Source organism: Bacillus alkalicellulosilyticus (genome assembly GCF_002019795.1).
Classification (GTDB): Bacteria; Bacillota; Bacilli; order Bacillales; family Bacillaceae_F; genus Bacillus_AO; species Bacillus_AO alkalicellulosilyticum.
In genome coordinates this window covers 4,303,049-4,327,337 of the sequence record NZ_KV917381.1, presented here as the reverse complement: position 1 = coordinate 4,327,337, position 24,289 = coordinate 4,303,049, and the positions used below count along the sequence as shown (strand labels likewise).

The window sequence follows — 24,289 nt, the reverse complement described above, 5'->3', positions numbered from 1 at the left end:
CTCATGTTTATAATGTTCTTCCGACAATCGTTCCATCGTAAATCGCTTGTTTTGCGTCGAGTCCAGATGCGTGTTTTGCGCCTCCAATAAGATGAACGTTTTTTTCTGTCTCGAGTAATTGATGATACAAATCAACATTTGGTAACTGTCCACTTGCTGTTATAAATGTTTCTGCTTCAAAGGATGTTTCTTCGTCCCCTAAACGAACAGTAATGATTTGGTCTTTAATCGCAACATACTCAATGCCACCAACCATTTTCACTCCTCGTTGTTGTAAGTCAAGTAATGTTGCCCACCTTGTTGTTTTACCGACACCACGAGCGAACGCTTTTCCGCGTTGTAATAACGTAATATCATATAAACCTTGACCGAGAATATATGATGCAAGATCACAAGCTATCCCTCCACCGCCAATGATGACAATTTTTCTTCCTTCTGGCTTTTTCCCTTCAAACACATCACGATAAGACCAAACATTTTTTTGAGATATTCCTTGGATGTCAGGCGTTCTCGGAATAATTCCCGTAGCAATTACAATGTCATCTGATTTTGTTAGAAGTGAATCTGTGACAGTGATTGTATGGTTTAGGCGGAAGGTAACGCCTAGTTTCTTTAATTGAATTTCATAATAACGCAATGTCTCATTGAATTCGGATTTACCTGGAACAGAAGCCGCGTAGAGAAGCTGGCCGCCAATACTTTGTTTTTGGTCAACGAGTGTAACGCTGTGACCTCGCAATGCCAGCATACGACTTGCCTCTAACCCAGCTGGTCCGGCCCCAATGACAACAATGTTTTTTAGTTTTTTTGGCTTGTCATACAGCAACACCAACTCACGTCCAGCTTCTGGATTTACAAGACAGGAAGCGGATTTCCCCTCAAAAACATGGTCAAGACAGGCTTGATTACAAGCAATACACGTATTAATTTCATCCGCTTTTTCTTCTTTTGCTTTTAGCAGAATATCAGGATCTGCTAAAAATGGCCGGGCCATTGAAATGATATCTGCTCTTTGAGTTCGCAAAATGTCTTCTGCATCATCGGGATTGTTTATTCGGTTACTTGCAACAACCGGAATCGATACGGCGGCCTTAATTTTTCCTGCGATTGGAACAAACTTCATTCTTGGAACCTTCATTGAAATCGTAGGGACTTTCGATTCATGCCAACCTATTCCAATATTGAGAGCATCTACGCCTGCCTTTTCTAATTGTTCGGCTAATGTGACCGTTTCCTCTATAGTTGTACTGTCATCGATGAGATCAAGACCTGACATTCTAAAAATTACCGGATAATCTGGTCCGACAGAAGCACGTATAGCATGGACTATTGCTAGTGGAAATCGAATTCGCTTTGTAAACGAACCGCCCCACAAGTCGGTGCGTTGGTTTGTAACAGGGGAAATAAACTGGTTGACTAAATATCCTTCTGAGCCCATAATCTCTACGGCGTCAAATCCAGCTTTTTTTGCTCTTATCGCGCCTTGAGCAAATGCATCAATTGTTCGCTTAATCTCCTTTTCAGTTAGAGCAACGGGGGTGTCTGGGTTAATGGGAGATTTGATGGCTGATGGAGCAACAGGATCAAAACCAGTCATCGCCTTATAGGCATATCGTCCAGCGTGAAAAAGCTGAAGAGCAATCTTGCCGTTTTGTTTGTGTATCGCTTCGGTCAACGGTTTCCAATAAGAAACATCTTCATCTTTATAAATCGACATAAAATCTCTTCCACCGCTTCCTTCAGGACAAACAGCAGCTCCACCAGTCACAATTAAGCCTACATCACCAATAGCTCGTCTTTCATAAAAAGCAATTAGTTTAGCGAGTCCATTCTCTTCACCTTCTAAACCAATATGCATGGAGCCCATCATTACACGATTCTTTAATTGAAGAGTATTAATTGAAACAGGTGAAAATAAATGAGGGTATTTCAAGACGTCCCACTCCCTTGATAAAAAATGAATAACCATTCAGTGTACTCTAAGTATAATGAATACCTATTCATTTTGGCAATGATTCATTCGTATTCTGTTAAATATTGTGGGATATAGAAACAGTATGAGAAGGCCAGAGAATGGCTAACTTAAGGAAGAGTACAATACGTTTATAAATTTGATTGCTAGGGAATATGAACAATAAGTGAAACTATAGGAATAGTAAGATACAAGTGGCTTTTATTTTGTATAATATGAGTACAGAGTAAAGGGATTTATTAGAAAATTTTTACTTTGAGGTAAAGTATTCCTTTTTCAAAAAAACAGGAGTATGCTTGTTAACGATAAGGATGAGGAGGAATGACATAATGGGTGATCTTTTTTCTGAAATAAAAAATAAAGTAAAACGTCATTTTCCATCAATTGTGTTTCCAGAAGCATTAGATGAACGGATCGTAGAAGCAGCATCACAGCTTTCCCAAGATGAAGTGGTTAAACCCATTTTAATTGGAAATAAAGAAGAAATTTTAGATAAAGCTAGGGAAATAGGCGTATCTTTTAAAGATGTAGAAATTATTGAACCAAAAAGCTACCCTTTCTTTGATGAAGTAGTGGCCGCATTTATTGAAAGAAGAAAAGGGAAAGAAACAGAGGAAACAGCGCGAGAAAAATTACTTGATGCCAATTATTTTGGTACGATGTTAGTATATTTAGATAAAGCAGACGGGTTAGTAAGTGGCGCAGTCCACTCGACTGGAGATACCGTCAGACCGGCCCTCCAAATTATTAAAACCCAACCAGGAATTAAAAAAACGTCTGGTGTTTTTATCATGGTAAAAGAAGATAAAAAGTTTGTTTTTGGAGATTGTGCCATTAATATCTCACCAACAAGTGAAGAACTAGCAGAAATTGCGATTGCTACAGCTGAGACAGCTAAAGTGTTCGACATTGACCCTAAAGTGGCCATGCTAAGCTTTTCAACAAAAGGTTCAGCATCTTCAATAGAAACACAAAAGGTGTCACAAGCTACAAAACTTGCTCAAGCCGCTCGTCCAGATTTAGTCATTGATGGCGAGTTTCAGTTTGATGCAGCTTTTGTACCAGCAGTGGCTCAAAAGAAAGCACCTGATTCTCCATTAAAAGGGGAAGCCAATGTATTTATTTTTCCTAGCTTAGAGTCGGGAAATCTCGGATATAAAATTGCGCAACGCCTTGGTGGATATGAAGCAATTGGACCAATCCTTCAAGGGTTAAATCGACCAGTAAACGATTTATCCAGAGGTTGTAATGTTAAGGATGTGTACAAGTTAGCCTTGATTACAGCTATGCAATCTGTTAATCAAAAAGTCCTCGGTTGAAAGTCTGAGGAAACACCCCATACTCATAACGAAGGCACTTAAGCTCAAAGCTGAAGTGCCTTTTTGTTTCTTTCCATTACCCTTGCGTACTGGTTTTCATATAACTTAAATTCCTCATCTGTAAGCGTTGAAGGGATAAGCTCTGCCCCTAATTGAAGCATACTAGTTAGAAGTTGATGAACAAATGTAGACACGGTGATGTCAGTATCTAACAGTTCTGATAATGAAGCCATTGTGTTTGGGTTAATTTTAGGATAGTCAAAAGCCGTTGGTTGACCTTGAGTAGCTTTTTCATAAAAGGTCTTAATTAATTCGGCTCGGTTTATATGGGCGGTCGCTAAACTAATATAAATTTGGACGGCAACACCGCCACGAATCCGGCGTTGTGAAATGCCAGCAAATTTTTTACCCTCAATGCTTAAGTCATAACTTCCTGGACAATAAGAACCAATAACTTCCCCAGCTTTAATAGAAGCAGAATAAGAAGATAGGACAGACTCAATCAAATGAACCATCACCTCGTACCCGTGGGAAATGGATATTTTATGATTTTCCTTTAGTAGCAATGACAGATTAAGTACTTGATCGTCTAAAACAACAGCTAGTCCGCCAGAGTTTCGTACGATGACATCATAGCCTTGTTCTTTTAAATAAGCGACACCTTCAGCAATACACGGAAGTCGACTGTCTTGAATCCCAAGAACAACCGTATCATGGTGAACCCATGCACGTAATACAGAATCTGCCTCATCAGCTGTCCCGATAGCTGTACATAAAGCATCATCATAAGCAAATGACTGCAATGCCTGAAATTGAGGACCATATGTTGTTTGATCAATAAATCGCCAGCGTTGGTTTGAAAAAGGTTTTGAATTCATTATTCTAGTACTCCCTTAAATCAGTTGTTCCACCATTATAACATGGACAGCAATCCCGAAAGAAGGTTCAACTAAGGTTGGATGTGGTATACTAGGTAATGATAAAAATGCTCGATGTGAAAGAAAGGAAGTACCCGATCATGGCAAACGAATTTAGAATATGTGATATTTGCCAGGCGACAAATATTAAGACACTCGTTCCCAAGCTAAAAAAAATAGATGCAAATGCAGAGATACACATTGGGTGCCAATCTTATTGTGGGCCTGGGAGGAAAAAATCATTTACCATTGTAAATAATCGCCCAGTGACAGCGCCTAGTGAAGATGAACTTATTCCAAAAATCACAAAAAAGATAAAGTAACAGGACTAAAACCAAAGGAAAATGCAGCGGTTTTGTCTACCACTAAGGGCACTGAAAAAAGTTAAAAACGTAACTTTTCAGTGCTCTTTAGTTTGAACAGTCAAAGAACAATTGCTTTTGTTACGTAACTATTAATCGTTGTTGTATAATAAAGGAAAATGGCAGTGAGATGGAGAGTGGCTAGATGGAAAACATTCTACAAAAGCTTGAAGAGGAAAAAGTATTTAAAGATCCTGTTCACCGTTATATTCATGTACGGGACCAATTAATCTGGGAATTGATTGGTACTAAGGAATTTCAGCGTCTGCGAAGAATCCGTCAACTCGGGACAACCTTTATGACTTTTCATGGGGCAGAGCACTCAAGGTTTAATCATTCCTTAGGTGTATATGAAATTACGAGAAGAATCATTGACATCTTTCAAGGTCGTCCTCATTGGGATGATAAAGAACGCCTACTCTGCTTATGTGCTGCCTTATTACATGATGTCGGGCATGGTCCATTTTCTCACTCGTTTGAAAAAGTGTTCGGTTCTGACCATGAAGAATGGACAAGACAAATCATACTAGGAAACACAGAAGTTAATGCGGTGTTGGCAAGAGTGGACAAGTCCTTTCCCCAAAAGGTAGCGGATGTCATTGAGAAAACATATTCCAATAAACTCGTTGTTTCTTTAATCTCAAGTCAAATCGATGCAGACCGCATGGATTATTTACAACGAGATGCTTACTATACAGGGGTAAGTTATGGTCACTTTGACATGGAACGGATATTACGTGTCATGAGACCTACTGAGGACCAGGTAGTTATTAAACAAAGTGGAATGCATGCTGTAGAAGACTATATCATGAGCCGTTATCAAATGTATTGGCAAGTATACTTCCACCCTGTCACAAGAAGTGCTGAAGTGATATTAAGCAAAATCCTTCAACGAACGAAAGAACTTTACAAACAGGGATACCAATTCAAACATGAACCGATTCATTTTTATTCTTTATTTAATGAAAAAATGAGCTTGGACGATTATTTACGCCTTGATGAGGCGATTACAATGTATTACTTTCAAATTTGGCAGGAAGAAGACGATAGCATTTTACGTGACCTTTGTGGTAGATTTTTAAATAGAAGATTGTTTCAATATGTCGAATTTAACCCGAATCAACATATGAATGACTGGCCTATGCTGCAACAGCTTTTTAAAGAAGCTGACATTGACCCTACATATTATTTGGTCATTGATTCTTCTTCAGACCTTCCTTACGATTTCTATCGTCCTGGAGAGGAAGAAGAAAGGTTGCCGATTCATTTATTGTTACCTAACGGGAAAATACGTGAACTATCAAGAGAATCAGATGTTGTGGAAGCAATTTCGGGAAAAAAGAGAACAGACCATAAGTTGTACTTTCCACAAGATTTACTAGAAGATGAAACCTCACATAAAGAGGTAAAAAGGAAGATAAGAGATATCCTTGAGAAGTAGGGGGAAGAGAGTTGCTAAACGAACACGTAAAGCTATTGACCGTGATTGAGCGGGCAGGGGAAATAATCGGAAGAAAAAAACTACAGAAAATCGTATACATTAGCAAAAAGCTAAAGTTTCCATTTACTGAAAAATTTAAATTTCATATGTTTGGACCCTATTCGGAAGAGCTGACGTTGCGAATTGAAGAACTATGTAATCTTGGATTCCTTGAAGAAATCAAAGAGAACAAAGGTGGTTACTCTCAATACCGCTATACAATAACGGAAGAAGGGCTAAAATTTATTCAAATGTACCAAATAGACCTCCCGGAAATTAATCGCATTGTCACGAACATGAATGAACAGAGTTCGCGATTCCTAGAACTAGTATCGACTATTTTATATTTTGATGACCTTTCAGAAGCGGAAGTAAAAGATAAAGTATTCACGATTAAAAAGAAGCAAAATTATTCTGAGGAAGATTTAATTCAAGCCTTTGAATACATTGCAGCATTGCGTTCAACCGAGCATTAAGATGATTAAAATGCTTAATAAACACAAACTATAAGAATACCTATGATAGTAGAGTGAAAATGTAAAAGGGAGAAAGGAAAGATATACATGGATTTGTTTAACAATAATAAAGACAAAGAAAACAAGCCCAAAACAGGCTTTACGATCCTTCAAGGCGATTCTACCACTTCAGAACATGGTGGATATGGGGCAGGGGTATTAAATTTAGACAATGTATCCCCTGTCATTATTGACCCTGAACAAGGGGAAGCTTACGTTGATATGGGAGCCCTTCATGCGAGATCGGCAGTGGAAAAAAGAATTAAATTTTTACCTAATCGCGAAGAAGTACCAAATGGTAAGTTATATTGGTTAGTATGGGTAACCATTAACCATAAACAAGGAAAAACGTATTATGCAGGGGTCACTGGCTGTGAGATGCGCGTTGACATTGACATTCGCCGTGGCTACAAAAGTCTACCTGAGCATGTGAACCGAATGGATAAATCAATTAAAGGTCATATCATTGTTGACCATATGGATGAAGCTTCAAAGCACCTTTTGGCTAAATTCTTGAAAGAGCATAATGAAGAGATGTGGAATAATTCAGATGAAGCTCTTCATCAACAACTAAAATAACAGGAGGGGACTGTAAAAAGGTAAAACCGAACTTTTTACAGTCCCTTTAATTATATGGCAATGGCTTCACTCGTTGCATGCCTTCTACGAAAAAACCACTCGTAGCAGGCAATAAAAAAGGCAACGGCTACGCACATTGCAAAGAGGGTACTGTAAAAAGTTGAAAACCGAACTTTTTACAGTACCCTCTTTAAACAAAATTTTTTCGGTTTGTCTAGACCTTATTTCGATGAAATTTGAACGATTTATGAACTCTCGCATAAGCTATTGAGCTTTTATAAAAATCGAATTACACTTAACAATAGTATAAACGACACATTTATACTAGGACAAAAAAGCGCAAGGAGTTTAGACTCCTTGCGCTTTTTATTTTTGCATATCTGTAAGAAACTGTGCCACATAGATGTTTTTTAAGTTATTCAGGAAGAGCAAGGGCTTCGCACACTGCGCGGGTTTTACAAGAAAGGCACCTGTAAAACCCTTTAAAAAAGGCAGTGGCTACGCTCCTTGCTTTTTCAAAAGCGACTTTGTCGTTTTTTTAATGAAACCATTTAAAGAAGCGGTCGAGGAATCTTTCTTTTACGTGTTCTTCCTCTTCAATAGGTTCTGATGCAACATCATCCTCTGTATGTTTCGTACAGTATTCCGTTGGTTCGGTTCCATCAATAAAGTAAGTTAATCTTCGTACCGGGCAATCTTCACTAGCTAGTAAGCCACTACTAGGATTGATATAAGCTCCGGTGACCCCATCTGGTTTATGGAATTGCAGCTTTAAACTATTTGCTGAAGCTTCTTCAATAAAGTTTGCCCATATTCGTTTTGCATGCTGTCCGTGCATACTGTGGTTGAGTGGACCTTCATCAAACCCAATCCAAACGCCTGTCACAAGTTGAGGGGTATACCCAATCATCCAACTATCGGTTGGTGTTGAACCAGATTTCCCAGCGACTGGACGGCTTACTAAATGAGAGACAGACCCACCCGTGACAGAAGCATAATCATTAAGGTGTGGTTCGAACATTCCTTTCATAAGGTCGTTCATAATAAAAATTAGTCTCTCATCAAATTCTTGAATAGCAATCGGTTCTTGGTCCACGAGGACATTGCCTTCCTGGTCTACTACTTTCCTTATGAAACGAGGATCAATGCGTTTTCCCCCGTTTGCAAAGGTCGAATAACTAGTGACCATTTCAAGCATACTTACTTCACTCGTACCTAAGGCTAAAGCCGGGTTGTCTCGTAATGGGCTTTTTATCCCAAAACGCTGAGCGGTTTCAAGAAGTTCATGTGTACCTAAGTAAAGATGAGTTTTTACAGCGTATATATTGTCTGAAAAAGCAAGAGCCTGTAAAAGCGTGATAAATTCATTTGCATAATTGTCATTAAAGTTACTTGGTGTATATGGGTCCTTTCCTTCTTCATATTGAAAAGACGTAGGTTCACTTAACAAGGTTGAAGTTGGTGTAAATCCTTTTTCTAATGCTGCATAATACAAAAACGGCTTAAAGGTAGACCCAGGTTGTCTTTTTGCTTGCGTGGCTCGATTAAACGAACTTTCCGAAAAGTCTCGTCCCCCAATTAAAGCTAATACATCTCCTGTATCAGGGTCCATCGCAATTAACGATGTTTGAAGGTCGTCGATACTTCCGATTTCTGCTTGTACCCATTTTTCAGCGAGTTGTTGGAGCTCAGGGTCAAGCGTCGTATAAATTTGTAATCCACCCATTTCAACAATTTCTTCATCAATGTCATATTCAGATTTTAAGATGTGGTTTACAGCTTGTTGGAAATAAGGACCAACATATGAGGCTGATTGTGTCTCTTCATTTACAAACTGAAGCGGGTCCTCAGCAGCACGACTTGCTTCTGATTGTGTAATTAAACCTGAATCAGCCATCGATTGCAAGATAACACGTTGCCGTTGCTTGGCGCGCTCAAAGTCATTTAATGGAGAATAATAGCTAGGACCTTTTGGGATACCTGCAAGCATACTGGATTCAGCCAACGATATATCGCTCGCACTTTTTCCAAAGAAATGTTGTGCTGCAGCTTCAATTCCATATGCACCGTGACCATAATAAATCGTATTTAAATAACCCTCTAAAATATCTTCTTTAGAATAGCTCATTTCAAGTCTTAACGCATAAAGCGCCTCGTTCCACTTTCTTTGCCACGTCTTATCATGGCCTAAATATAAGTTACGAGCATACTGCTGTGTAATGGTACTTGCCCCTTGTGCCATTGAACCAGCACGAATATTTGCAACAACTGCACCACCAATTCGCGTGGGGTCAAAGCCATAGTGAGTATAAAACTTGCGGTCCTCGATTGATAAAGTCGCATTAATAAGGTCAGGCGCAATGTCCTCTAAAGAAATCCAATATCGCTTTTGACCTGCCGAATGCTCGCCAATTATCGAATCATCTGCCCCGAAGTATCTAGTCGTTTGTGCAACTTGAAGAGGTGGAGGTCCTTGTGCTTTAGTATATAGAAGCAACGTGACAACTCCACTCATCATTAAAATAGAAACAATAAGAATAAACCGAAATAATGACCGTAACAAACTTGTTTTGTGTTTCTTCCGTCGTGTGATGACCTCCACGATAGCCACCCCTTTTTCACTGTCTTAATTCCTTTACTAGTTTTGGTAAGCTTGGCCACTTTTAAACGTATTCTTCCTGTATTCCTAAAATTTATCTTGCTTTTTTTCGGGTGATTGTTCATACTTTGTTTGTTCAGATTAATGAAGGATCAAAATATCGTAGGACCTAAGGGGTCTAGCGGTTTTTCTTACAAAGTAAGAAAGTATAAAAAGTTTAGATGCTCATGGATGTCTTTTAAGCTAGTTCAGGCAGGGCGATGGCTTCGCGCATCGCAAGTAAGAAAAGACCGCTAGCGGTTTTTCTTATAAGTTGTAATAGCGACTAGTAAGAGAGTAAAATGTAGGACAAGCTAAACGTAACTATTTATTTATGAGGTGAAGAAAGATGGAATTATGGTATACAGAAAAGCAAACAGAGCGTTTTGGGATTACGGCTAAAATAAAACGCACATTACATACAGAACAAACGGAGTTTCAAAAGCTAGATATGATTGAAACAGAAGAGTTTGGCAACATGCTTGTACTCGATGGCATGGTTATGACAACGGAGAAAGACGAGTTTGTTTATCATGAAATGGTTGCACATGTGCCTTTATTCACACATCCTAACCCTAAGAATGTGCTTGTAGTAGGTGGAGGAGACGGTGGTGTTATTCGTGAAGTGTTAAAACACCCATCGGTAGAAAAGGCAACGTTAGTAGAAATTGATGGTAAAGTAATCGAGTATTCTAAAAAATACTTACCTAGCATTGCTGGTGCACTAGATGATGCTCGTGTAGATGTTCAAGTTGATGATGGCTTTATGCATATCGCTAAAAGTGAAGCAGTGTATGATGTCATTATGGTCGATTCAACAGAACCAGTTGGACCAGCTGTGAATTTATTTACGAAAGGGTTTTATGAAGGAATTTCAAAAGCGTTAAAAGAAGATGGCGTTTTTGTGGCGCAAACGGATAATCCTTGGTTTCATTCAGATTTAATTAAAACCGTTTTCCGTGATGTAAAAGAGACCTTCCCGATTACAAGACTTTATACAGCAAACATTCCAACGTATCCAAGTGGCCTTTGGACATTTACAATTGGTTCAAAAAAATATGACCCATTAGAGGTGGAAGAACAACGCTTCCATGACATTGATACGAAATACTACACAAAAGACCTTCATAAAGCAGCATTTGCATTACCTCGCTTTGTTGAAAACCTTGTGAAGTAAGGAGGAAGACGTATGCGTTTTGATGAGGCTTATTCAGGACATGTATTTATTATGAGTCATCCTAGTTATGAGGAAAGCAAGGCTGTGATTTACGGAATGCCAATGGATTGGACGGTGTCATTCCGTCCTGGTTCTCGTTTTGGTCCTGCCCGTATTCGTCAAGCTTCATTAGGCTTAGAGGAATATAGTCCTTATGCTGATAAGCATTTAGAAGAAGTAAAATATTTTGATGCAGGAGATATTCCTTTACCGTTTGGGAATGCAGCTCGTAGCTTAGACATGATTGAAGATTACGTGGACAAACTAATCGCTGATGAGAAATTTCCAATTGGTCTTGGTGGAGAGCATCTTGTATCGTGGCCAATTTTTCGTGCCATGCATAAAAAATATCCGGATATGGCGATTATCCATATTGATGCTCATGCTGATTTACGAGAGCAGTATGAGGGTGAACCCCTTTCGCATTCCACTCCAATCCGAAAAGCGTGTGAATTAATCGGTGCTGAGAATGTATACTCGTTCGGTATTCGTTCTGGAATGAGAGAAGAATTTCAATTTGCTAAAGAGTCAGGAATGCATCTATCAAAGTTTGATGTGGCTGAGCCATTAAAGGAAATTCTTCCGAAATTGGCAGGACGCAATGTCTATGTAACGATCGATATAGATGTATTAGACCCAGCGTTTGCACCTGGTACAGGTACAGCTGAAGCGGGAGGAATTACTTCAAAAGAATTACTAGAAGCGATCCGTTTAATTGCGGATTCTGAGCTAAATGTAATCGGTGCAGATTTAGTAGAAGTTGCTCCAGTGTATGACTTAACTGAACAAACACAAATCGCAGCAAGCAAATTCATCAGAGAAATCATCCTTGGATGGGTGTAAGTCACTCTAACTAAAAAAGTACATTTGGAGGGCACTGTAAACGGTAGGGTTTTTACCATTTTCCAGTGTCCTCTAAACAATTATCATGCTATGTGTGTTTTGCCTTGATAGTCTTCTTGATTGCGGTAAAATGAGAATAGAGCTACACTTGAATGAATAAGGGTGAGCAAAATGGACGATAAAATAAAGATAAACATTACATACTCGATATCAATTACAGAACAGCAAGAAACAAATACATATACTGGAGAAGCGCATGGGGAGTTAACGAAAAAAGGGAACTCCGTTTATATACGCTACCAAGACAACTCAGAGAATGGAGTCGTCTCAAATGTATTCAAAATGACGGACAACAAGATGACGATTATTCGTAATGGTGAAATCTCCGTAAGACAACAGCTAGAAGCAGAGAAACAAACCGAAGGAACGTACATAACACCTTATGGAACGATGACATATCTTATTCAAACCAAAGAACTCTCATTTTCTTTAGAGAACAATATTGGTGAAATAGAAACATCATACGAGACCGTAATGAATGACGAGTTAAAAAGAAATCATCACATGCTCGTAACCTTTAAGGAGGTAAATTAAAATGAACAGTGTCGAACAAATGAAAGACCAGTTGAAACAAGAAATCAAAGCAGCAGTTGAAAAAGCTGGATTGGCAACAGGAGATGCCATTCCTGAAGTAATCCTTGAGATTCCAAAAGAAAAAGCACATGGTGATTATGCAACAAATATGGCAATGCAATTGGCTAGAATTGCAAAAAAAGCACCGCGAGCGATTGCTGAGGACATTGTAGCCCACATTGATAAAGAAAAAGGGGCAATTTCATCTATTGAAATTGCAGGGCCTGGATTCATTAATTTTCACATGGATAATGCGTATTTACGAGAAATCATTCCAGCGGTCTTAGCTGCAAAAGAACAGTACGGAGAAACAAATGTTGGTGGAAATAAACGCATTCAAGTGGAATTCGTTTCAGCAAATCCAACAGGAAATCTTCATCTTGGTCATGCACGAGGAGCTGCTGTCGGCGATTCCCTATGTAATATTTTAGCTAAAGCAGGCTATGATGTTGAACGGGAATATTACATTAATGATGCAGGAAACCAAATTAACAACCTTTCATTATCGCTTCAAGCTCGATATTTCCAAGAACTTGGGCAAGAGATGGAAATGCCTGAAGATGGATATCATGGTGAAGATATCATTGGGTTTGCTAAAGGCCTGATTGCAGAGCATGGAGATAAATTTGTTCAACAGACTGAAGAAGAACGTCTTCTCTTTTTCCGGGAATATGGATTAAAGAAAGAGTTGGATAAAATTAAAACCGACCTTCAAGAATTTCGTGTTCCATTCGATAATTGGTATTCCGAGACTTCATTATATCTTTCAGGTAAAGTAGTTGAAGCACTCAAAGTACTAAAAGAAAAAAATGAAACCTATGAACAGGATGGAGCGACTTGGTTCCGTTCGACGACATATGGTGATGATAAAGACCGCGTGTTAATTAAAAATGATGGAAGCTATACGTACTTAACACCAGACATTGCTTATCATAAAGATAAGATGGAACGTGGATTTGATAAGCTGATTAACATATGGGGAGCCGATCACCACGGATACATACCAAGAATGAAAGCGGCAATTCAAGCGTTAGGTTACCAAAAAGAACAAATAGAAGTTCAAATAATCCAAATGGTCAGCTTGTTCCAAAATGGAGAAAAAGTCAAAATGAGTAAGAGAACAGGGAAAGCTGTTACCCTTCGAGATTTAATGGAGGAAGTCGGAATTGATGCGACTCGTTACTTCTTTGCGATGAGAAGTGCAGATACACATTTAGATTTTGACATGGACTTGGCCGTATCAAAATCAAATGAAAATCCAGTGTATTATGTTCAATATGCTCATGCCAGAATTTGCAGCATTTTAAGACAAGGAGAAGAATTAGGGTTAACGTTAGATGATTCAAATCTCCAACTTATTCAGTCTGAAAAAGAATATGACCTTTTGAAAAAAGTTGGTGAGTATCCTGAAGCTGTGGCCGAAGCGGCGAATAAACTGTCTCCACACCGCATTACCAACTATGTCTTTGAGTTAGCAGCGACATTGCATAGCTTCTATAATGCAGAGCGTGTCATTGACCCAGAAGATAAGGAAAAAAGCAGTGCGAGAATGGCGTTAATCAAGGCTGTTCAAATTACACTCAAAAATGCCCTATCAATTATTGGAGTCAAAGCACCAGAAAGAATGTAAAAAAACAAATGCCCTCTATTTTCCTTAATAGAGGGCTGTTTTAATGGAGAAAATAACTTTAATAATAAGGGAAGTGATAGTATGCAAGAAATAATTTTAGCCTTATTGGCTGGCCTAATTGTAGGATTTCTGTTCGCTGTAATTAAATTACCTATACCAGCTCCACCTGCCTTACCGGGAATTATGGGGATCATCGGAATCTATTTAGGCTATAAAATATACAGCTGGGTCATGGTTTTCTTTAATCAATAACAGCAATGTGATTTAAATAATGAAAGGAGGATGAACATGGCTTACGTTCAATGTCGATACAACCGTGCAATCTACTATGAAACTGTAGGAGAAGGAACACCGATCGTGCTCATTCACCCTCCAGGAATGGGTTATAAAACATTTCATAAACAAAGACCGTTATCTACAACGTATAAACTAATTATGGTTGACCTTAGAGGGAATGGAAAAAGCGAAGGAGGGCCGGAAAAAATAACACTTTCGCTTTTAGCTGAGGATATTCGTCATGTATTAGATGAGTTAAAGATTGAAAAAGCAGTCATTCTAGGCTACTCGAATGGAGGATCAATCGCACAGGAATTTGTATTATCTTATCCTGAACGAACAATGGCGTTAATTATGAGTGGCAGCTTTCCTGAGGTCAATAGTTTTATATTACGTAATGAATTCAAGCTTGGAATTTTTGTTACGGAAATGAAGGCCATGGGTTTGTTAGCAAATGTCCTGGCTGGGGCCCATTGCAAGATGCACGAAACCGCATTTCGCGCTGAACTTGTTGACCACATAAAAAGAACGAATCCAGATGTACTGAGCCGGATGTATAAAGCCGGTCTCGAGTATCGCTCAACGGAACATCTACATGAAATAAAAGCACCTGTTTTATTAGTGTATGGTTCATACTCGTTTTACTTACATCACTACATCGATATGTTTAAAAAACGACTTCATGATGTGGACGTTGTCTTAGTAGAAAAAGCAACACACCAAATACCAACTAAACATGCGGTTGAGTTTAATAGGATTGTTTCGAAATTTATAACAAGCAAAGTGGAAAAATAGAGAAAAAATGCCGTTGAGAATTGAATCTCAAAGGCATTTTTTTTCGTTATCTTGTTTATCTCGATTCTCAATTTACGTTACCGTCTGGTGCTCTTTTACCCCTGATCCGATAACGAATAAGAGTAATCGTGGCCGCCGGAGTAGGATTCGCCCCTGGTTCGGTAACGAATAAGAGTAATCGTGGCCGCCTGAGTAGGATCCGCCCCTGGTTCGGTAACGAATAAGAGTAATCGTGCCTGCCGGAGTAAGAATCCCCCTGATCCGGAAACGAATAAATCTAATCGTGGCCGCCGGCAGTAGTTTCGCCCACAGCTCTTAAAAAAGAAACGACTGTGTTGCCTTTTTATAGTAATCCAGATACGAGTTGGGCGACTCGGTCTTTTCCTTTTTGAAAAAAGGTTCGATTTTTAACAGCATTTAGCGTTAACCGTTCTGATACAGACATATCATGTTCGATTTCATTAATAACCGTTTGAATAAACTCTCGGTCATAAATGATGCAGTTGATTTCATGGTTGATATGAAAGCTTCGTTTATCGAAATTGGCTGTACCAATATCACAAAGTTGGTTATCAATAATAACAACCTTTGCATGGTAAAATCCACGGTAATACTGGTACACATCGACACCAGCTTTTAGCAACTCTTTAAAGTAAGGAAAAGATGCTTCTTTCACAAGGGGATGATCACCTTGCTTTGGAACGAGTAATTTAACATCAACGCCTCGTTTCGAAGCGGCAATTAATTCTTTTTCTAATGCCTTCCCTGGAATGAAATACGGTGTCCCGATACGAATGGTTGTTTTCGCTTGTTTGACAAAGTCTATAAAAGCTTCTTCTAAATAAACACCGTCCGTTGGCAGAATTCGTAATGGAATTGTTCCCTTCACAAGTGTCGGATAGTAACGCTCTTTGTTTAAGCTTTCCTTCGTGGCTACTTTCCAGTCTTCAAGGAATTGCTCTTGCAAATCCTGAACGCCGTCACCGACTAATCGTAAGTGATAATCACGCCAAGGCCCATATTTAGGGTCTCTTCCTAAATACTCATCACCTACATTGTATCCTCCGACAAAACCAATTTTTCCATCAATTATCGTAATCTTTCTGTGGTTTCTACGGTTGAATGTAAAAAATAAATAGGGCCATTTAATCGGGTGTGAGTAAGCAAAAAGAACTCCAGCGTCTTTTAATTGCTGAATGGTTTTCTTTTTCATCCTAGAACCCATTCGGTCTACAAGAAGACGGACCGTTACTCCTTGTTTTGCTTTTTCTTGGATTAAATGAACCAATTTACTTGAAATATTGTCATCGCTCACGATATAGAATAGGATGTGAACATGGTCAGTTGCTTGTTCAATATCTTGAAACATTGCTTTGTAAAAATCATCTCCTGTTGTTTGCATGGAGACTGTTCCATAACGTGTTACCTGCTCACGTTTATGAGCTTCACTTTTTTGCTTTTTCATGCCATTTACAAAATCAATACGCAACCAAATGATAAGCAGAACTAAAATCGCTAAGATACTAAGTGCAACTCCCATAAAAACCTCCTATTAACTAGATTTTTGTTATATTTAGTCTACCCAAGTGATATGTTTTTACTAAGGGAAAAAATTAACTCAATTAATGAGTGAATACTCATTCATTTTGTGCTATACTATTTTCATAAGAGAACTGGGAGGGAAGGAAAAGGGCTTTTTCGCACTTACTCAACATAAGATGGAGATAAAGAAAGGGGATGCTTGAAATGGAAGCGCTTAGATGGATTAACCTCATTTTATTTTTAGCAATTACTGGATATGCGATTTGCTTGTTCGCCACTCTTGTAAAAACACGATATGAATACATTAAATTAGGGAAAAAAGTTGAATTTGACCACACGATGAAAGAGCGAATAAATGCGGTTCTTGTTAATGTATTTGGTCAAAAGAAATTACTTAAAGATAAAAAAAGCGGGATTATCCATGTCATGTTTTTCTATGGATTCTTACTCGTACAATTCAGTGCGATCGATGTGATATGGAAAGGACTTGCTATAAATTCACATTTGCCATTAGGCCCTATTTACCCTTATTTTACGTTTTTCCAAGAAATCGTTGTACTAATGATATTAATTGCTGTTGTTTGGGCGTTTCACCGCCGTTATATTGAAAAACTAGGTCGCTTAAAAAGAGGATGGAAGTCTGGTCTTGTTCTTATTTTTATTGGTGGACTGATGCTATCTAAGTTAGGTGCGAAAGGGATGGAAAAAATCTGGTTAGATAAGTCGTTAACTGGGTTTGAACCAATCGCTTCAAGTATTGCATGGGTAGCTCAAGGGCTTGGACCAACCGGAGCAGCTGTATTATTCTATGCTTTTTGGTGGATGCATTTATTGTTCCTGCTAACATTCTTAGTGTACGTGCCCCAATCAAAACATGCGCATCTTATAGCTGGTCCATACAATGTCTTTTTAGGACGTACTCATAAAGTAGGTCAGTTAGCTTCCATTGATTTTGAAGATGAAACACAAGAAGTATTTGGAGTTGGGAAGGTTGAGGATTTTAACCAAAAGCAACTCGTTGATTTATATGCCTGTGTGGAGTGTGGACGCTGTACCAATATGTGTCCGGCTACAGGAACGGGCAAAATGCTTTCTCCAATGGAGCTTATCGTAAAAATCAGAGACCACTTAACAGAAAAAGGGGCTGCCGTTACTTCTCGTTCGCCGTGGCTACCTGCCTATGCTTTTTCGAGTACAAGAGGAAACCAACTGGCGCTCCAAGGAGAAGGAAATCAAGAAGTAGCAGCGGGTTATGATGTGAGTTTAATTGGTGATGTCATTACAGAGGAAGAAATCTGGGCCTGTACGACTTGCAGAAATTGTGAAGACCAATGTCCTGTTATGAATGAGCATGTTGATAAAATTATCGATATGCGTCGCTACCTTGTATTAACAGAAGGCAAAATGGATGCTGATGCACAACGAGCGATTACCAATATAGAGCGTCAAGGTAATCCATGGGGAATTAACCGTAAAGAAAGAGAAAACTGGCGTGAAGGTCGCGACGATATTCACGTACCAACGATTAAAGAGCTTGAAAAAGCGGGAGAAGAATTTGAATATCTTTTCTTTGTAGGTTCAATGGGTTCATATGATAACCGTAGTCAAAAAATCGCTCAGTCATTAGCAAAAGTGTTGAATGAGGCTGGAGTGAAGTTTGCCATTATCGGTAACAAAGAAAAGAACTCAGGAGATACACCACGACGAATTGGAAATGAATTTTTATTCCAAGAGCTAGCGAATGCAAATATTGAATTATTCCAAAAACATAACGTGAAGAAAATCGTAACGATTGACCCGCATGCCTATAACACATTCAAAAACGAGTATCCTGAGTTTGGTTTAGAGGATGTTGAAGTATATCACCATACAGAGCTTCTCTTTAAACTGATACAAGAAGGAAAACTGGTTCCAAAATATGAGGTAAATGAAACGATTGTCTATCATGATTCCTGTTATTTAGGTCGATATAATGATGTTTACGATGCACCACGCGAGATTTTACGAGCAATCCCTGGAGTGAAAGTCGTTGAAATGGAACGTAATCTTGAAAACGGCATGTGCTGTGGAGCAGGTGGCGGTATGATGTGGATGGAAGAAACAGTTGGTGACCGTGTCAATGTCACACGAACAGAACAAGCGTTAGAAGTAAATCCAAGCATCATAGGAAGCGGATGTCCATATTGTTTAACGATGTTAAGTGATGGAACAAAAGCAAAAGAAGTCGAAGAAAACGTGCAAACACTTGACCTTGTAGAGATTTTAGAGAGATCACTTGTCCAACAGGCAAATGGGACAGTTCATTAGAATAAACTAGAACACAGCAAAGAGTTCAGGGCAGATGCTACTGGGCTCTTTGGATGTCATAAAATGTGTAAACGCATTCAGAAATTAAGTAAGCAAACGTTGTAGAAAAGGTGGCAAAGGTATGGGGAAAACAGTCATTGTTAGTGGAGCGAGAACACCGTTTGGAAAATTTGGCGGAAGCCTCCACTCATTAAAAGCAGCAGAATTAGGTGCACATGCAATCCAAGCTACATTATCTCGTCATTCGCTAGAAAATTTTCAAATCGACGGTTTAATTATCGGTAATGTTCTTCAAGGAGGACAAGGTCAAATGCCTTCGAGGCAAGCAAGCATGTTTGCCGGACTTTCTGAAAATGTAACGACTGAAACAATAAACAAAGTGTGTGCAAGCGGGATGAGAAGTGTCACGCTTGCGGACCAAATCATCCGGCTAGGCGATGCAACAACAATGGTTGCAGGCGGTATGGAATCGATGAGTCAAGCACCTTATATTCTAGAGTCGAATCGTTGGGGTAAGAGAATGGGTCATGGCGAAGTAAAAGACTTGATGCTTCATGATGGGTTAACCTGTTCGTTTACGAATAACCACATGGGTGTGTATGGGAACGAGGTCGCAAAAGAGTATGGGATAAAAAGAGAAGAGCAAGATGAGTGGGCTCTCCGAAGTCATCAAAAAGCGCTAGAAGCAATTGAAAATGGAAAAATGTCAGAAGAGATTGCTCCCGTTACAATCAAGCAACGAAAAGGCGATGACTTAGAAATAACGACAGACGAAGCTCCAAGGAAAAATACGACACTAGCAGCATTGCAATCGTTGCCTTCTATTTTTTCAAAGGACGGAACGATTACTGCAGGAAATGCGCCAGGAGTCAATGACGGCGCAGCAGCACTTTTACTTATGAATGAAGAAACAGCGAAAAAGCAAGGATTAGCGCCGCTTGCTACAATTATTGGGCACACGTCTTTAGGAGTAGCTCCGAAAGATTTTCCGATAACACCTGGTTTAGTTATTACTAAATTACTAGAGAAAACAGGGAAACGAAAAGAGGATATCACCTTATTTGAAATAAATGAAGCGTTTGCTGCGGTTGCGTTAGTAAGTGCAAAGATTGCAAATCTCGACCTAGAGAAGATAAATGTAAATGGAGGAGCGGTAGCATTAGGTCATCCGATCGGTGCAAGTGGAACAAGAATTATTTTAACGTTAGCTTATGAGTTACAACGAAGAGGCGGTGGTCTTGGTATTGCTGCGATATGTAGTGGAGGAGGCCAAGGAGACGCGATTATGATTGAGGTGTAAGAAGGAGTGAGAGGATGCAAGTAAACAAGGTGTTGGTCATTGGAGCAGGTCAAATGGGAGCCGGAATTGCCCAAGTTCACGCAAAAGCAGGAATCCCTGTACTATTGCACGATAAAGAAATGGAATATGCAGAGCGAGGGTTTCAAACCATTGAAAAAAACCTTCTAAAGCAAGTGCAAAAGGGCAGATGCTCTGAACAGGAAAAAGCAACAATCCTTTCGCGAATTGAACTTACAGCAGATATAGAAGTAGCAAGTGATGTAGACCTTGTAATCGAAGCGATTGTTGAACAAATGGAAGCAAAGACAAAGCTTTTTTCAAAGCTTGATAAAATAGTTTCTCCGCAGACGATAATTGCAACGAATACATCATCTTTACCGATTACTGAAATGGCAGCTTCAACCTCTCGACCCGAAAACGTGATTGGAATGCATTTTATGAACCCAGTTCCCGTAATGAAGTTAGTGGAAATCATCAGGGGCTTAGCAACCTCAAACCAAACTTATGAAACAGTCCATAATCTAACAAAAAGAATAGGAAAAACCGCAGTTGAAGTCAATGACTTTCCTGGTTTCGTGTCTAATCGGATTTTGATGCCGATGATAAATGAAGCGATATTTTCAGTGTATGAGGGAGTAGCAACACCAGAAGCGATTGATGAAGTCATGAAACTTGGAATGAATCATCCAATGGGACCACTGACATTGGCAGATTTTATTGGATTAGATACGTGTTTATATATAATGGAAACCCTCCATCAAGGATTTGGTGATGATAAGTATCGTCCTTGTCCATTACTTCGAAAGTATGTGAAAGCAGGCTGGCTCGGTAGGAAAACAGGCAGAGGTTTTTATCAATATCACTAAATCTACCGGTTGGAGTTGATAAAATGAACCTCCTTTTCACAGAGGAGCAAGAACAATTGCGTAGGATGGTACAGTCGTTTGCAAAGGAGAAAGTCGCACCATTTGTTAGTCAAATGGAGGAAAAAGATGTGTTTCCCCGTGCCATTGTCAACGAAATGGCAACACTTGGGTTATTAGGTATACCAATACCTGATCACTACGGAGGAGCTGGAATGGATTTTACCTCATATATCGTAGCGATACATGAGCTCTCAAAAGTAAGTGCGGCACTTGGGGTTATTCTATCGGTACACACCTCTGTTGGTACGAATCCAATATTACATTTTGGTACAGAAGCGCAAAAAAAGAAGTATGTAACAAAGCTAGCTAGCGGTAAATGTTTAGGAGCGTTTGCCCTAACGGAACCAAGTGCGGGGTCAGATGCTGCAGGTCTTAAAACAACAGCTACTAAACGAGGAGACCGTTATTTACTTAATGGGTCAAAGCTTTTTATCACCAATGGCGGAGAAGCTGATACCTATATTGTGTTTGCAAAAACAGCACCGAAAAAAAGGGCGAAGGGAATTTCCGCCTTTATCGTTGAAAAGAACACCAAGGGCTTACTGGTTGGAAAAAAAGAAAGAAAAATGGGTCTGCATGGCTCCAGTACAACTACGATAACTTTTGAAAATGCAGAAGTACCAGAAGGATATCTCCTTGGTCAAGAAGGAGACGGTTTTAAGATTGCGATGGCTAATTTAGATGCGGGCCGCATTGGTATAGCTGCACAAGCTCTAGGTATTGCTGAAGCTGCCTGTGAAGCAGCAGTTGCTTATGCAAAACAGCGTAAGCAGTTCGGGAAAACAATAGGTTCTCATCAAGGGTTGGCATTTAAAATAGCGGACATGAAAACAAGCGTAGAAGCAGCGAAGCTATTAACCTATCAAGCTGCCAAGCTCAAAGAAAAAGGCTTGCCATGCACAAGAGAAGCCTCCATGGCAAAGCTATATGCTTCCAAAACAGCCGTACAAGTCGCTACCGAAGCAGTTCAAGTGTATGGAGGATATGGGTATACAAAAGATTATCCTGTTGAGCGTTACTTTCGAGATGCAAAAGTAACGGAAATCTATGAGGGAACAAGTGAAATTCAAAAGTTAGTCATTATGAAAACACTTGGGTTGGACCAATAATTGGAGGAATTGATATGAACTTTCAACTAACTGATGAACAAGAAATGATTCAAAAAATGGTAAGAGACTTTGCAAAAAAAGAAGTAGAGCCTACAGCTGCCCAAAGAGATGAAGAAGAACGCTTTGACAGAGATATTTTTACGAAAATGGCGGAACTTGGCTTAACCGGTATCCCGTGGCCTGAAGAATACGGTGGCATTGGAGCAGACTATCTTAGCTATGTAATTGCTATCGAAGAGCTTTCTCGAGTATGTGCATCCACGGGAGTGACGCTGTCAGCACATGTTTCGTTGGCTGGTTGGCCAATATATACGTTCGGAACAGAACAACAGAAACAAACTTATTTACGTGCATTAGCTGAAGGGCGTTGTATTGGAGCCTATGGTTTAACCGAGCCAGGGTCAGGTTCAGATGCAGCGAAAATGAAAACAACAGCGAAGAAAGACGGAGACGAGTATATTTTAAATGGTTCTAAAATTTTTATAACCAATGGGGGCATTGCAGATATTTATGTTGTTTTTGCAATTACAGACCCTGAGTTAAAGCATAAGGGAATTACCGCTTTTATTGTAGAATCAGACACGCCTGGTTTTTCAGTCGGAAAGAAGGAAAAGAAATTAGGCATTCGCTCTTCCCCAACAACAGAAATTATTTTTGAAGATTGCCGTATCCCTGCAGAAAATAGATTAGGAGAAGAAGGGGAAGGCTTTAAAATCGCAATGATGACGCTTGATGGAGGTAGGAATGGAATTGCTGCTCAAGCGTTAGGAATTGCTCAAGGTGCGCTAGATGCTGCGGTTGAATATGCGAAAGAACGAAAGCAATTCGGAAAATCAATAGGGCAGATGCAAGGCATTGCCTTTAAGTTAGCAGACATGGCCACAAAAATAGAAGCATCAAGACTTTTAACCTATCAAGCGGCATGGAAAGAAAGCAATGGGTTGCCATATGGAAAGGAATCTGCGATATCGAAGCTCTTTGCTGGAGATACCGCCATGGAGGTCACGATAGAAGCTGTCCAAGTTTTTGGAGGATATGGTTACACGAAAGAATACCCAGTTGAACGATTTATGCGTGATGCTAAAATTACTCAAATCTATGAAGGCACAAATGAAATACAAAGATTGGTCATTTCGAAAATGCTATTAGCTGACTAGGGAGTCGATAAAGGTATCCCCTACCTCGTAAAAGCATGTGGAAAAAGAAGATATTCCGAATTATGACAATATAGTTTACAATAAGGACAAGAAACCTGAATCAATGAAGGCGAGGGATACCTTTGTTAGATAAGAAAAAAGTACCTTCCATGGTGAAAGACCCACAGCTCATTCAAAAAAGAAGAGAGCAAATGATTAAAGGGGCGGTAACCCTTTTTAAACAAAAAGGGTTCCATCGAACGACGACTCGAGAAATAGCCAAACAATCGGGCTTTAGCATTGGGACGTTATATGAATACATTGGCGCAAAAGAAGATGTATTATATTTAGTATGTGATTCCATTTATGAAGAAGTACGTGATCGCCTAAAGCAATACTTGGACACCAGTAGCTCAGGACTTGATCGCTTAAAAGAAGCGATTATCTCTTATTTTAAAGTAATTGATGAAATGGAAGATGAAGTTCTTGTCATGTACCAAGAAGTTAAATCACTTCCGAAAGAAGCGTTAGCTTATGTGCTTGAAAAAGAGTTAGAAATGACAGAAATGATTGAAAAAATCATTCGGGACTGCGTCGAGCAAAAGTTGTTAACGCTTAACGAAGACCAAATCAATCTAATGGCACATGACATCCTAGTAAAAGGACAAATGTGGACATTCCGCCGCTGGGTGATCCAACGAAATTATACATTACAGCAATACACAGACATGCAAATTGAATTTATTTTAAAAGGAATTGAAAACTAGGTGTTAGATGCACACGAATTCGGTCAC

At 39.3% G+C, this 24,289-nt stretch carries 21 protein-coding genes; 17 read left to right on the top strand and 4 right to left on the bottom strand.

Annotated elements, in window-relative coordinates:
* Positions 1 to 7: 7 nt before the first annotated feature.
* Positions 8 to 1,933, bottom strand: coding sequence for an oxidoreductase (locus tag BK585_RS21655; protein WP_078556218.1), 1,926 nt, complete (start codon positions 1,931 to 1,933; stop codon positions 8 to 10).
* A gap of 368 nt (positions 1,934 to 2,301) precedes the next feature.
* On the opposite strand from BK585_RS21655, the gene pta reads away from it, so the two are divergent.
* The gene (gene pta, locus BK585_RS21650) at positions 2,302 to 3,291 is read left to right on the top strand and encodes a phosphate acetyltransferase (RefSeq protein ID WP_078556217.1); all 990 of its coding nucleotides are present in this window, start codon (positions 2,302 to 2,304) and stop codon (positions 3,289 to 3,291) included.
* 44 nt (positions 3,292 to 3,335) lie between these two features.
* Here the strand turns inward: pta and BK585_RS21645 are convergent, their stop codons facing one another.
* The gene (locus BK585_RS21645; RefSeq protein ID WP_078556215.1) at positions 3,336 to 4,172 is read right to left on the bottom strand and encodes a lipoate--protein ligase family protein; all 837 of its coding nucleotides are present in this window, start codon (positions 4,170 to 4,172) and stop codon (positions 3,336 to 3,338) included.
* 137 nt (positions 4,173 to 4,309) lie between these two features.
* On the opposite strand from BK585_RS21645, the gene BK585_RS21640 reads away from it, so the two are divergent.
* The 4 genes from BK585_RS21640 (at position 4,310) to BK585_RS21625 (ending at position 7,144) form a co-directional block, all read left to right on the top strand.
* Positions 4,310 to 4,531 carry a YuzB family protein gene (locus BK585_RS21640; protein WP_078556214.1) on the top strand — a complete coding sequence of 74 codons (222 nt, stop codon included), beginning with the start codon at positions 4,310 to 4,312 and terminating at the stop codon, positions 4,529 to 4,531.
* 184 nt (positions 4,532 to 4,715) lie between these two features.
* Positions 4,716 to 6,011 carry an HD domain-containing protein gene (locus BK585_RS21635; RefSeq protein ID WP_078556212.1) on the top strand — a complete coding sequence of 432 codons (1,296 nt, stop codon included), beginning with the start codon at positions 4,716 to 4,718 and terminating at the stop codon, positions 6,009 to 6,011.
* Between the two features lie 11 nt (positions 6,012 to 6,022).
* A complete protein-coding gene (locus BK585_RS21630) occupies positions 6,023 to 6,526 on the top strand; it encodes a YwgA family protein (RefSeq protein WP_078556211.1) in 504 nt (167 codons plus the stop codon).
* Between the two features lie 87 nt (positions 6,527 to 6,613).
* Entirely contained in the window at positions 6,614 to 7,144 is a 531-nt protein-coding gene (locus BK585_RS21625) for a YwhD family protein (RefSeq protein WP_078556209.1), read from the top strand.
* 538 nt (positions 7,145 to 7,682) lie between these two features.
* Here BK585_RS21625 and BK585_RS21620 read toward each other — a convergent pair.
* Positions 7,683 to 9,746: a transglycosylase domain-containing protein gene (locus BK585_RS21620; protein WP_139367617.1), complete on the bottom strand. Its 2,064-nt coding sequence runs from the start codon at positions 9,744 to 9,746 to the stop codon at positions 7,683 to 7,685.
* Between the two features lie 385 nt (positions 9,747 to 10,131).
* On the opposite strand from BK585_RS21620, the gene speE reads away from it, so the two are divergent.
* The 6 genes from speE (at position 10,132) to BK585_RS21590 (ending at position 15,175) form a co-directional block, all read left to right on the top strand.
* Positions 10,132 to 10,959, top strand: coding sequence for a spermidine synthase (gene speE, locus BK585_RS21615; protein WP_078556208.1), 828 nt, complete (start codon positions 10,132 to 10,134; stop codon positions 10,957 to 10,959).
* Between the two features lie 12 nt (positions 10,960 to 10,971).
* Entirely contained in the window at positions 10,972 to 11,841 is an 870-nt protein-coding gene (gene speB / locus BK585_RS21610) for an agmatinase (protein WP_078556206.1), read from the top strand.
* A 171-nt stretch (positions 11,842 to 12,012) separates the two neighbouring features.
* Positions 12,013 to 12,435 (top strand): YwiB family protein, encoded by a 423-nt coding sequence (locus tag BK585_RS21605; protein ID WP_078556204.1) that lies wholly within the window; start codon positions 12,013 to 12,015, stop codon positions 12,433 to 12,435.
* 1 nt (position 12,436) lies between these two features.
* Positions 12,437 to 14,104, top strand: coding sequence for an arginine--tRNA ligase (gene argS, locus BK585_RS21600; protein WP_078556203.1), 1,668 nt, complete (start codon positions 12,437 to 12,439; stop codon positions 14,102 to 14,104).
* A gap of 81 nt (positions 14,105 to 14,185) precedes the next feature.
* Complete coding sequence (locus tag BK585_RS21595) at positions 14,186 to 14,356, top strand: XapX domain-containing protein (protein ID WP_078556201.1); 171 nt, start codon at positions 14,186 to 14,188, stop codon at positions 14,354 to 14,356.
* A 36-nt stretch (positions 14,357 to 14,392) separates the two neighbouring features.
* A complete protein-coding gene (locus tag BK585_RS21590; RefSeq protein ID WP_170885677.1) occupies positions 14,393 to 15,175 on the top strand; it encodes an alpha/beta fold hydrolase in 783 nt (260 codons plus the stop codon).
* 343 nt (positions 15,176 to 15,518) lie between these two features.
* Here BK585_RS21590 and cls read toward each other — a convergent pair whose 3' ends face one another.
* Complete coding sequence (cls, locus tag BK585_RS21585; RefSeq protein WP_078556198.1) at positions 15,519 to 16,715, bottom strand: cardiolipin synthase; 1,197 nt, start codon at positions 16,713 to 16,715, stop codon at positions 15,519 to 15,521.
* A gap of 206 nt (positions 16,716 to 16,921) precedes the next feature.
* Between cls and BK585_RS21580 the strand changes: the two genes are divergently transcribed.
* From BK585_RS21580 to BK585_RS21555, 6 genes are all read left to right on the top strand, one after another.
* Positions 16,922 to 19,024 (top strand): (Fe-S)-binding protein, encoded by a 2,103-nt coding sequence (locus tag BK585_RS21580; protein WP_078556196.1) that lies wholly within the window; start codon positions 16,922 to 16,924, stop codon positions 19,022 to 19,024.
* Between the two features lie 121 nt (positions 19,025 to 19,145).
* Positions 19,146 to 20,324 (top strand): acetyl-CoA C-acetyltransferase, encoded by a 1,179-nt coding sequence (locus BK585_RS21575; protein ID WP_078556194.1) that lies wholly within the window; start codon positions 19,146 to 19,148, stop codon positions 20,322 to 20,324.
* Between the two features lie 14 nt (positions 20,325 to 20,338).
* Positions 20,339 to 21,190, top strand: a complete 852-nt coding sequence (locus BK585_RS21570; RefSeq protein WP_078556192.1) for a 3-hydroxybutyryl-CoA dehydrogenase — start codon at positions 20,339 to 20,341, stop codon at positions 21,188 to 21,190.
* Between the two features lie 23 nt (positions 21,191 to 21,213).
* Positions 21,214 to 22,359 carry an acyl-CoA dehydrogenase gene (locus BK585_RS21565; RefSeq protein ID WP_078556190.1) on the top strand — a complete coding sequence of 382 codons (1,146 nt, stop codon included), beginning with the start codon at positions 21,214 to 21,216 and terminating at the stop codon, positions 22,357 to 22,359.
* 14 nt (positions 22,360 to 22,373) lie between these two features.
* Positions 22,374 to 23,516 (top strand): acyl-CoA dehydrogenase, encoded by a 1,143-nt coding sequence (locus tag BK585_RS21560; protein ID WP_078556188.1) that lies wholly within the window; start codon positions 22,374 to 22,376, stop codon positions 23,514 to 23,516.
* 122 nt (positions 23,517 to 23,638) lie between these two features.
* Positions 23,639 to 24,262 carry a TetR/AcrR family transcriptional regulator gene (locus BK585_RS21555; protein WP_245805885.1) on the top strand — a complete coding sequence of 208 codons (624 nt, stop codon included), beginning with the start codon at positions 23,639 to 23,641 and terminating at the stop codon, positions 24,260 to 24,262.
* Positions 24,263 to 24,289: the final 27 nt, after the last annotated feature.

What these genes read in the sequence shown, in the direction of transcription:
- pta (WP_078556217.1), top strand. Translation starts at nt 2,302, where the DNA reads ATGGGTGATCTTTTTTCTGAAATAAAAAATAAAGTAAAACGTCATTTT.
- BK585_RS21640 (WP_078556214.1), top strand. Translation starts at nt 4,310, where the DNA reads ATGGCAAACGAATTTAGAATATGTGATATTTGCCAGGCGACAAATATT.
- BK585_RS21635 (WP_078556212.1), top strand. Translation starts at nt 4,716, where the DNA reads ATGGAAAACATTCTACAAAAGCTTGAAGAGGAAAAAGTATTTAAAGAT.
- BK585_RS21625 (WP_078556209.1), top strand. Translation starts at nt 6,614, where the DNA reads ATGGATTTGTTTAACAATAATAAAGACAAAGAAAACAAGCCCAAAACA.
- speE (WP_078556208.1), top strand. Translation starts at nt 10,132, where the DNA reads ATGGAATTATGGTATACAGAAAAGCAAACAGAGCGTTTTGGGATTACG.
- speB (WP_078556206.1), top strand. Translation starts at nt 10,972, where the DNA reads ATGCGTTTTGATGAGGCTTATTCAGGACATGTATTTATTATGAGTCAT.
- BK585_RS21605 (WP_078556204.1), top strand. Translation starts at nt 12,013, where the DNA reads ATGGACGATAAAATAAAGATAAACATTACATACTCGATATCAATTACA.
- argS (WP_078556203.1), top strand. Translation starts at nt 12,437, where the DNA reads ATGAACAGTGTCGAACAAATGAAAGACCAGTTGAAACAAGAAATCAAA.
- BK585_RS21595 (WP_078556201.1), top strand. Translation starts at nt 14,186, where the DNA reads ATGCAAGAAATAATTTTAGCCTTATTGGCTGGCCTAATTGTAGGATTT.
- BK585_RS21590 (WP_170885677.1), top strand. Translation starts at nt 14,393, where the DNA reads ATGGCTTACGTTCAATGTCGATACAACCGTGCAATCTACTATGAAACT.
- cls (WP_078556198.1), bottom strand. Translation starts at nt 16,715, where the DNA reads ATGGGAGTTGCACTTAGTATCTTAGCGATTTTAGTTCTGCTTATCATT.
- BK585_RS21580 (WP_078556196.1), top strand. Translation starts at nt 16,922, where the DNA reads ATGGAAGCGCTTAGATGGATTAACCTCATTTTATTTTTAGCAATTACT.
- BK585_RS21575 (WP_078556194.1), top strand. Translation starts at nt 19,146, where the DNA reads ATGGGGAAAACAGTCATTGTTAGTGGAGCGAGAACACCGTTTGGAAAA.
- BK585_RS21570 (WP_078556192.1), top strand. Translation starts at nt 20,339, where the DNA reads ATGCAAGTAAACAAGGTGTTGGTCATTGGAGCAGGTCAAATGGGAGCC.
- BK585_RS21565 (WP_078556190.1), top strand. Translation starts at nt 21,214, where the DNA reads ATGAACCTCCTTTTCACAGAGGAGCAAGAACAATTGCGTAGGATGGTA.
- BK585_RS21560 (WP_078556188.1), top strand. Translation starts at nt 22,374, where the DNA reads ATGAACTTTCAACTAACTGATGAACAAGAAATGATTCAAAAAATGGTA.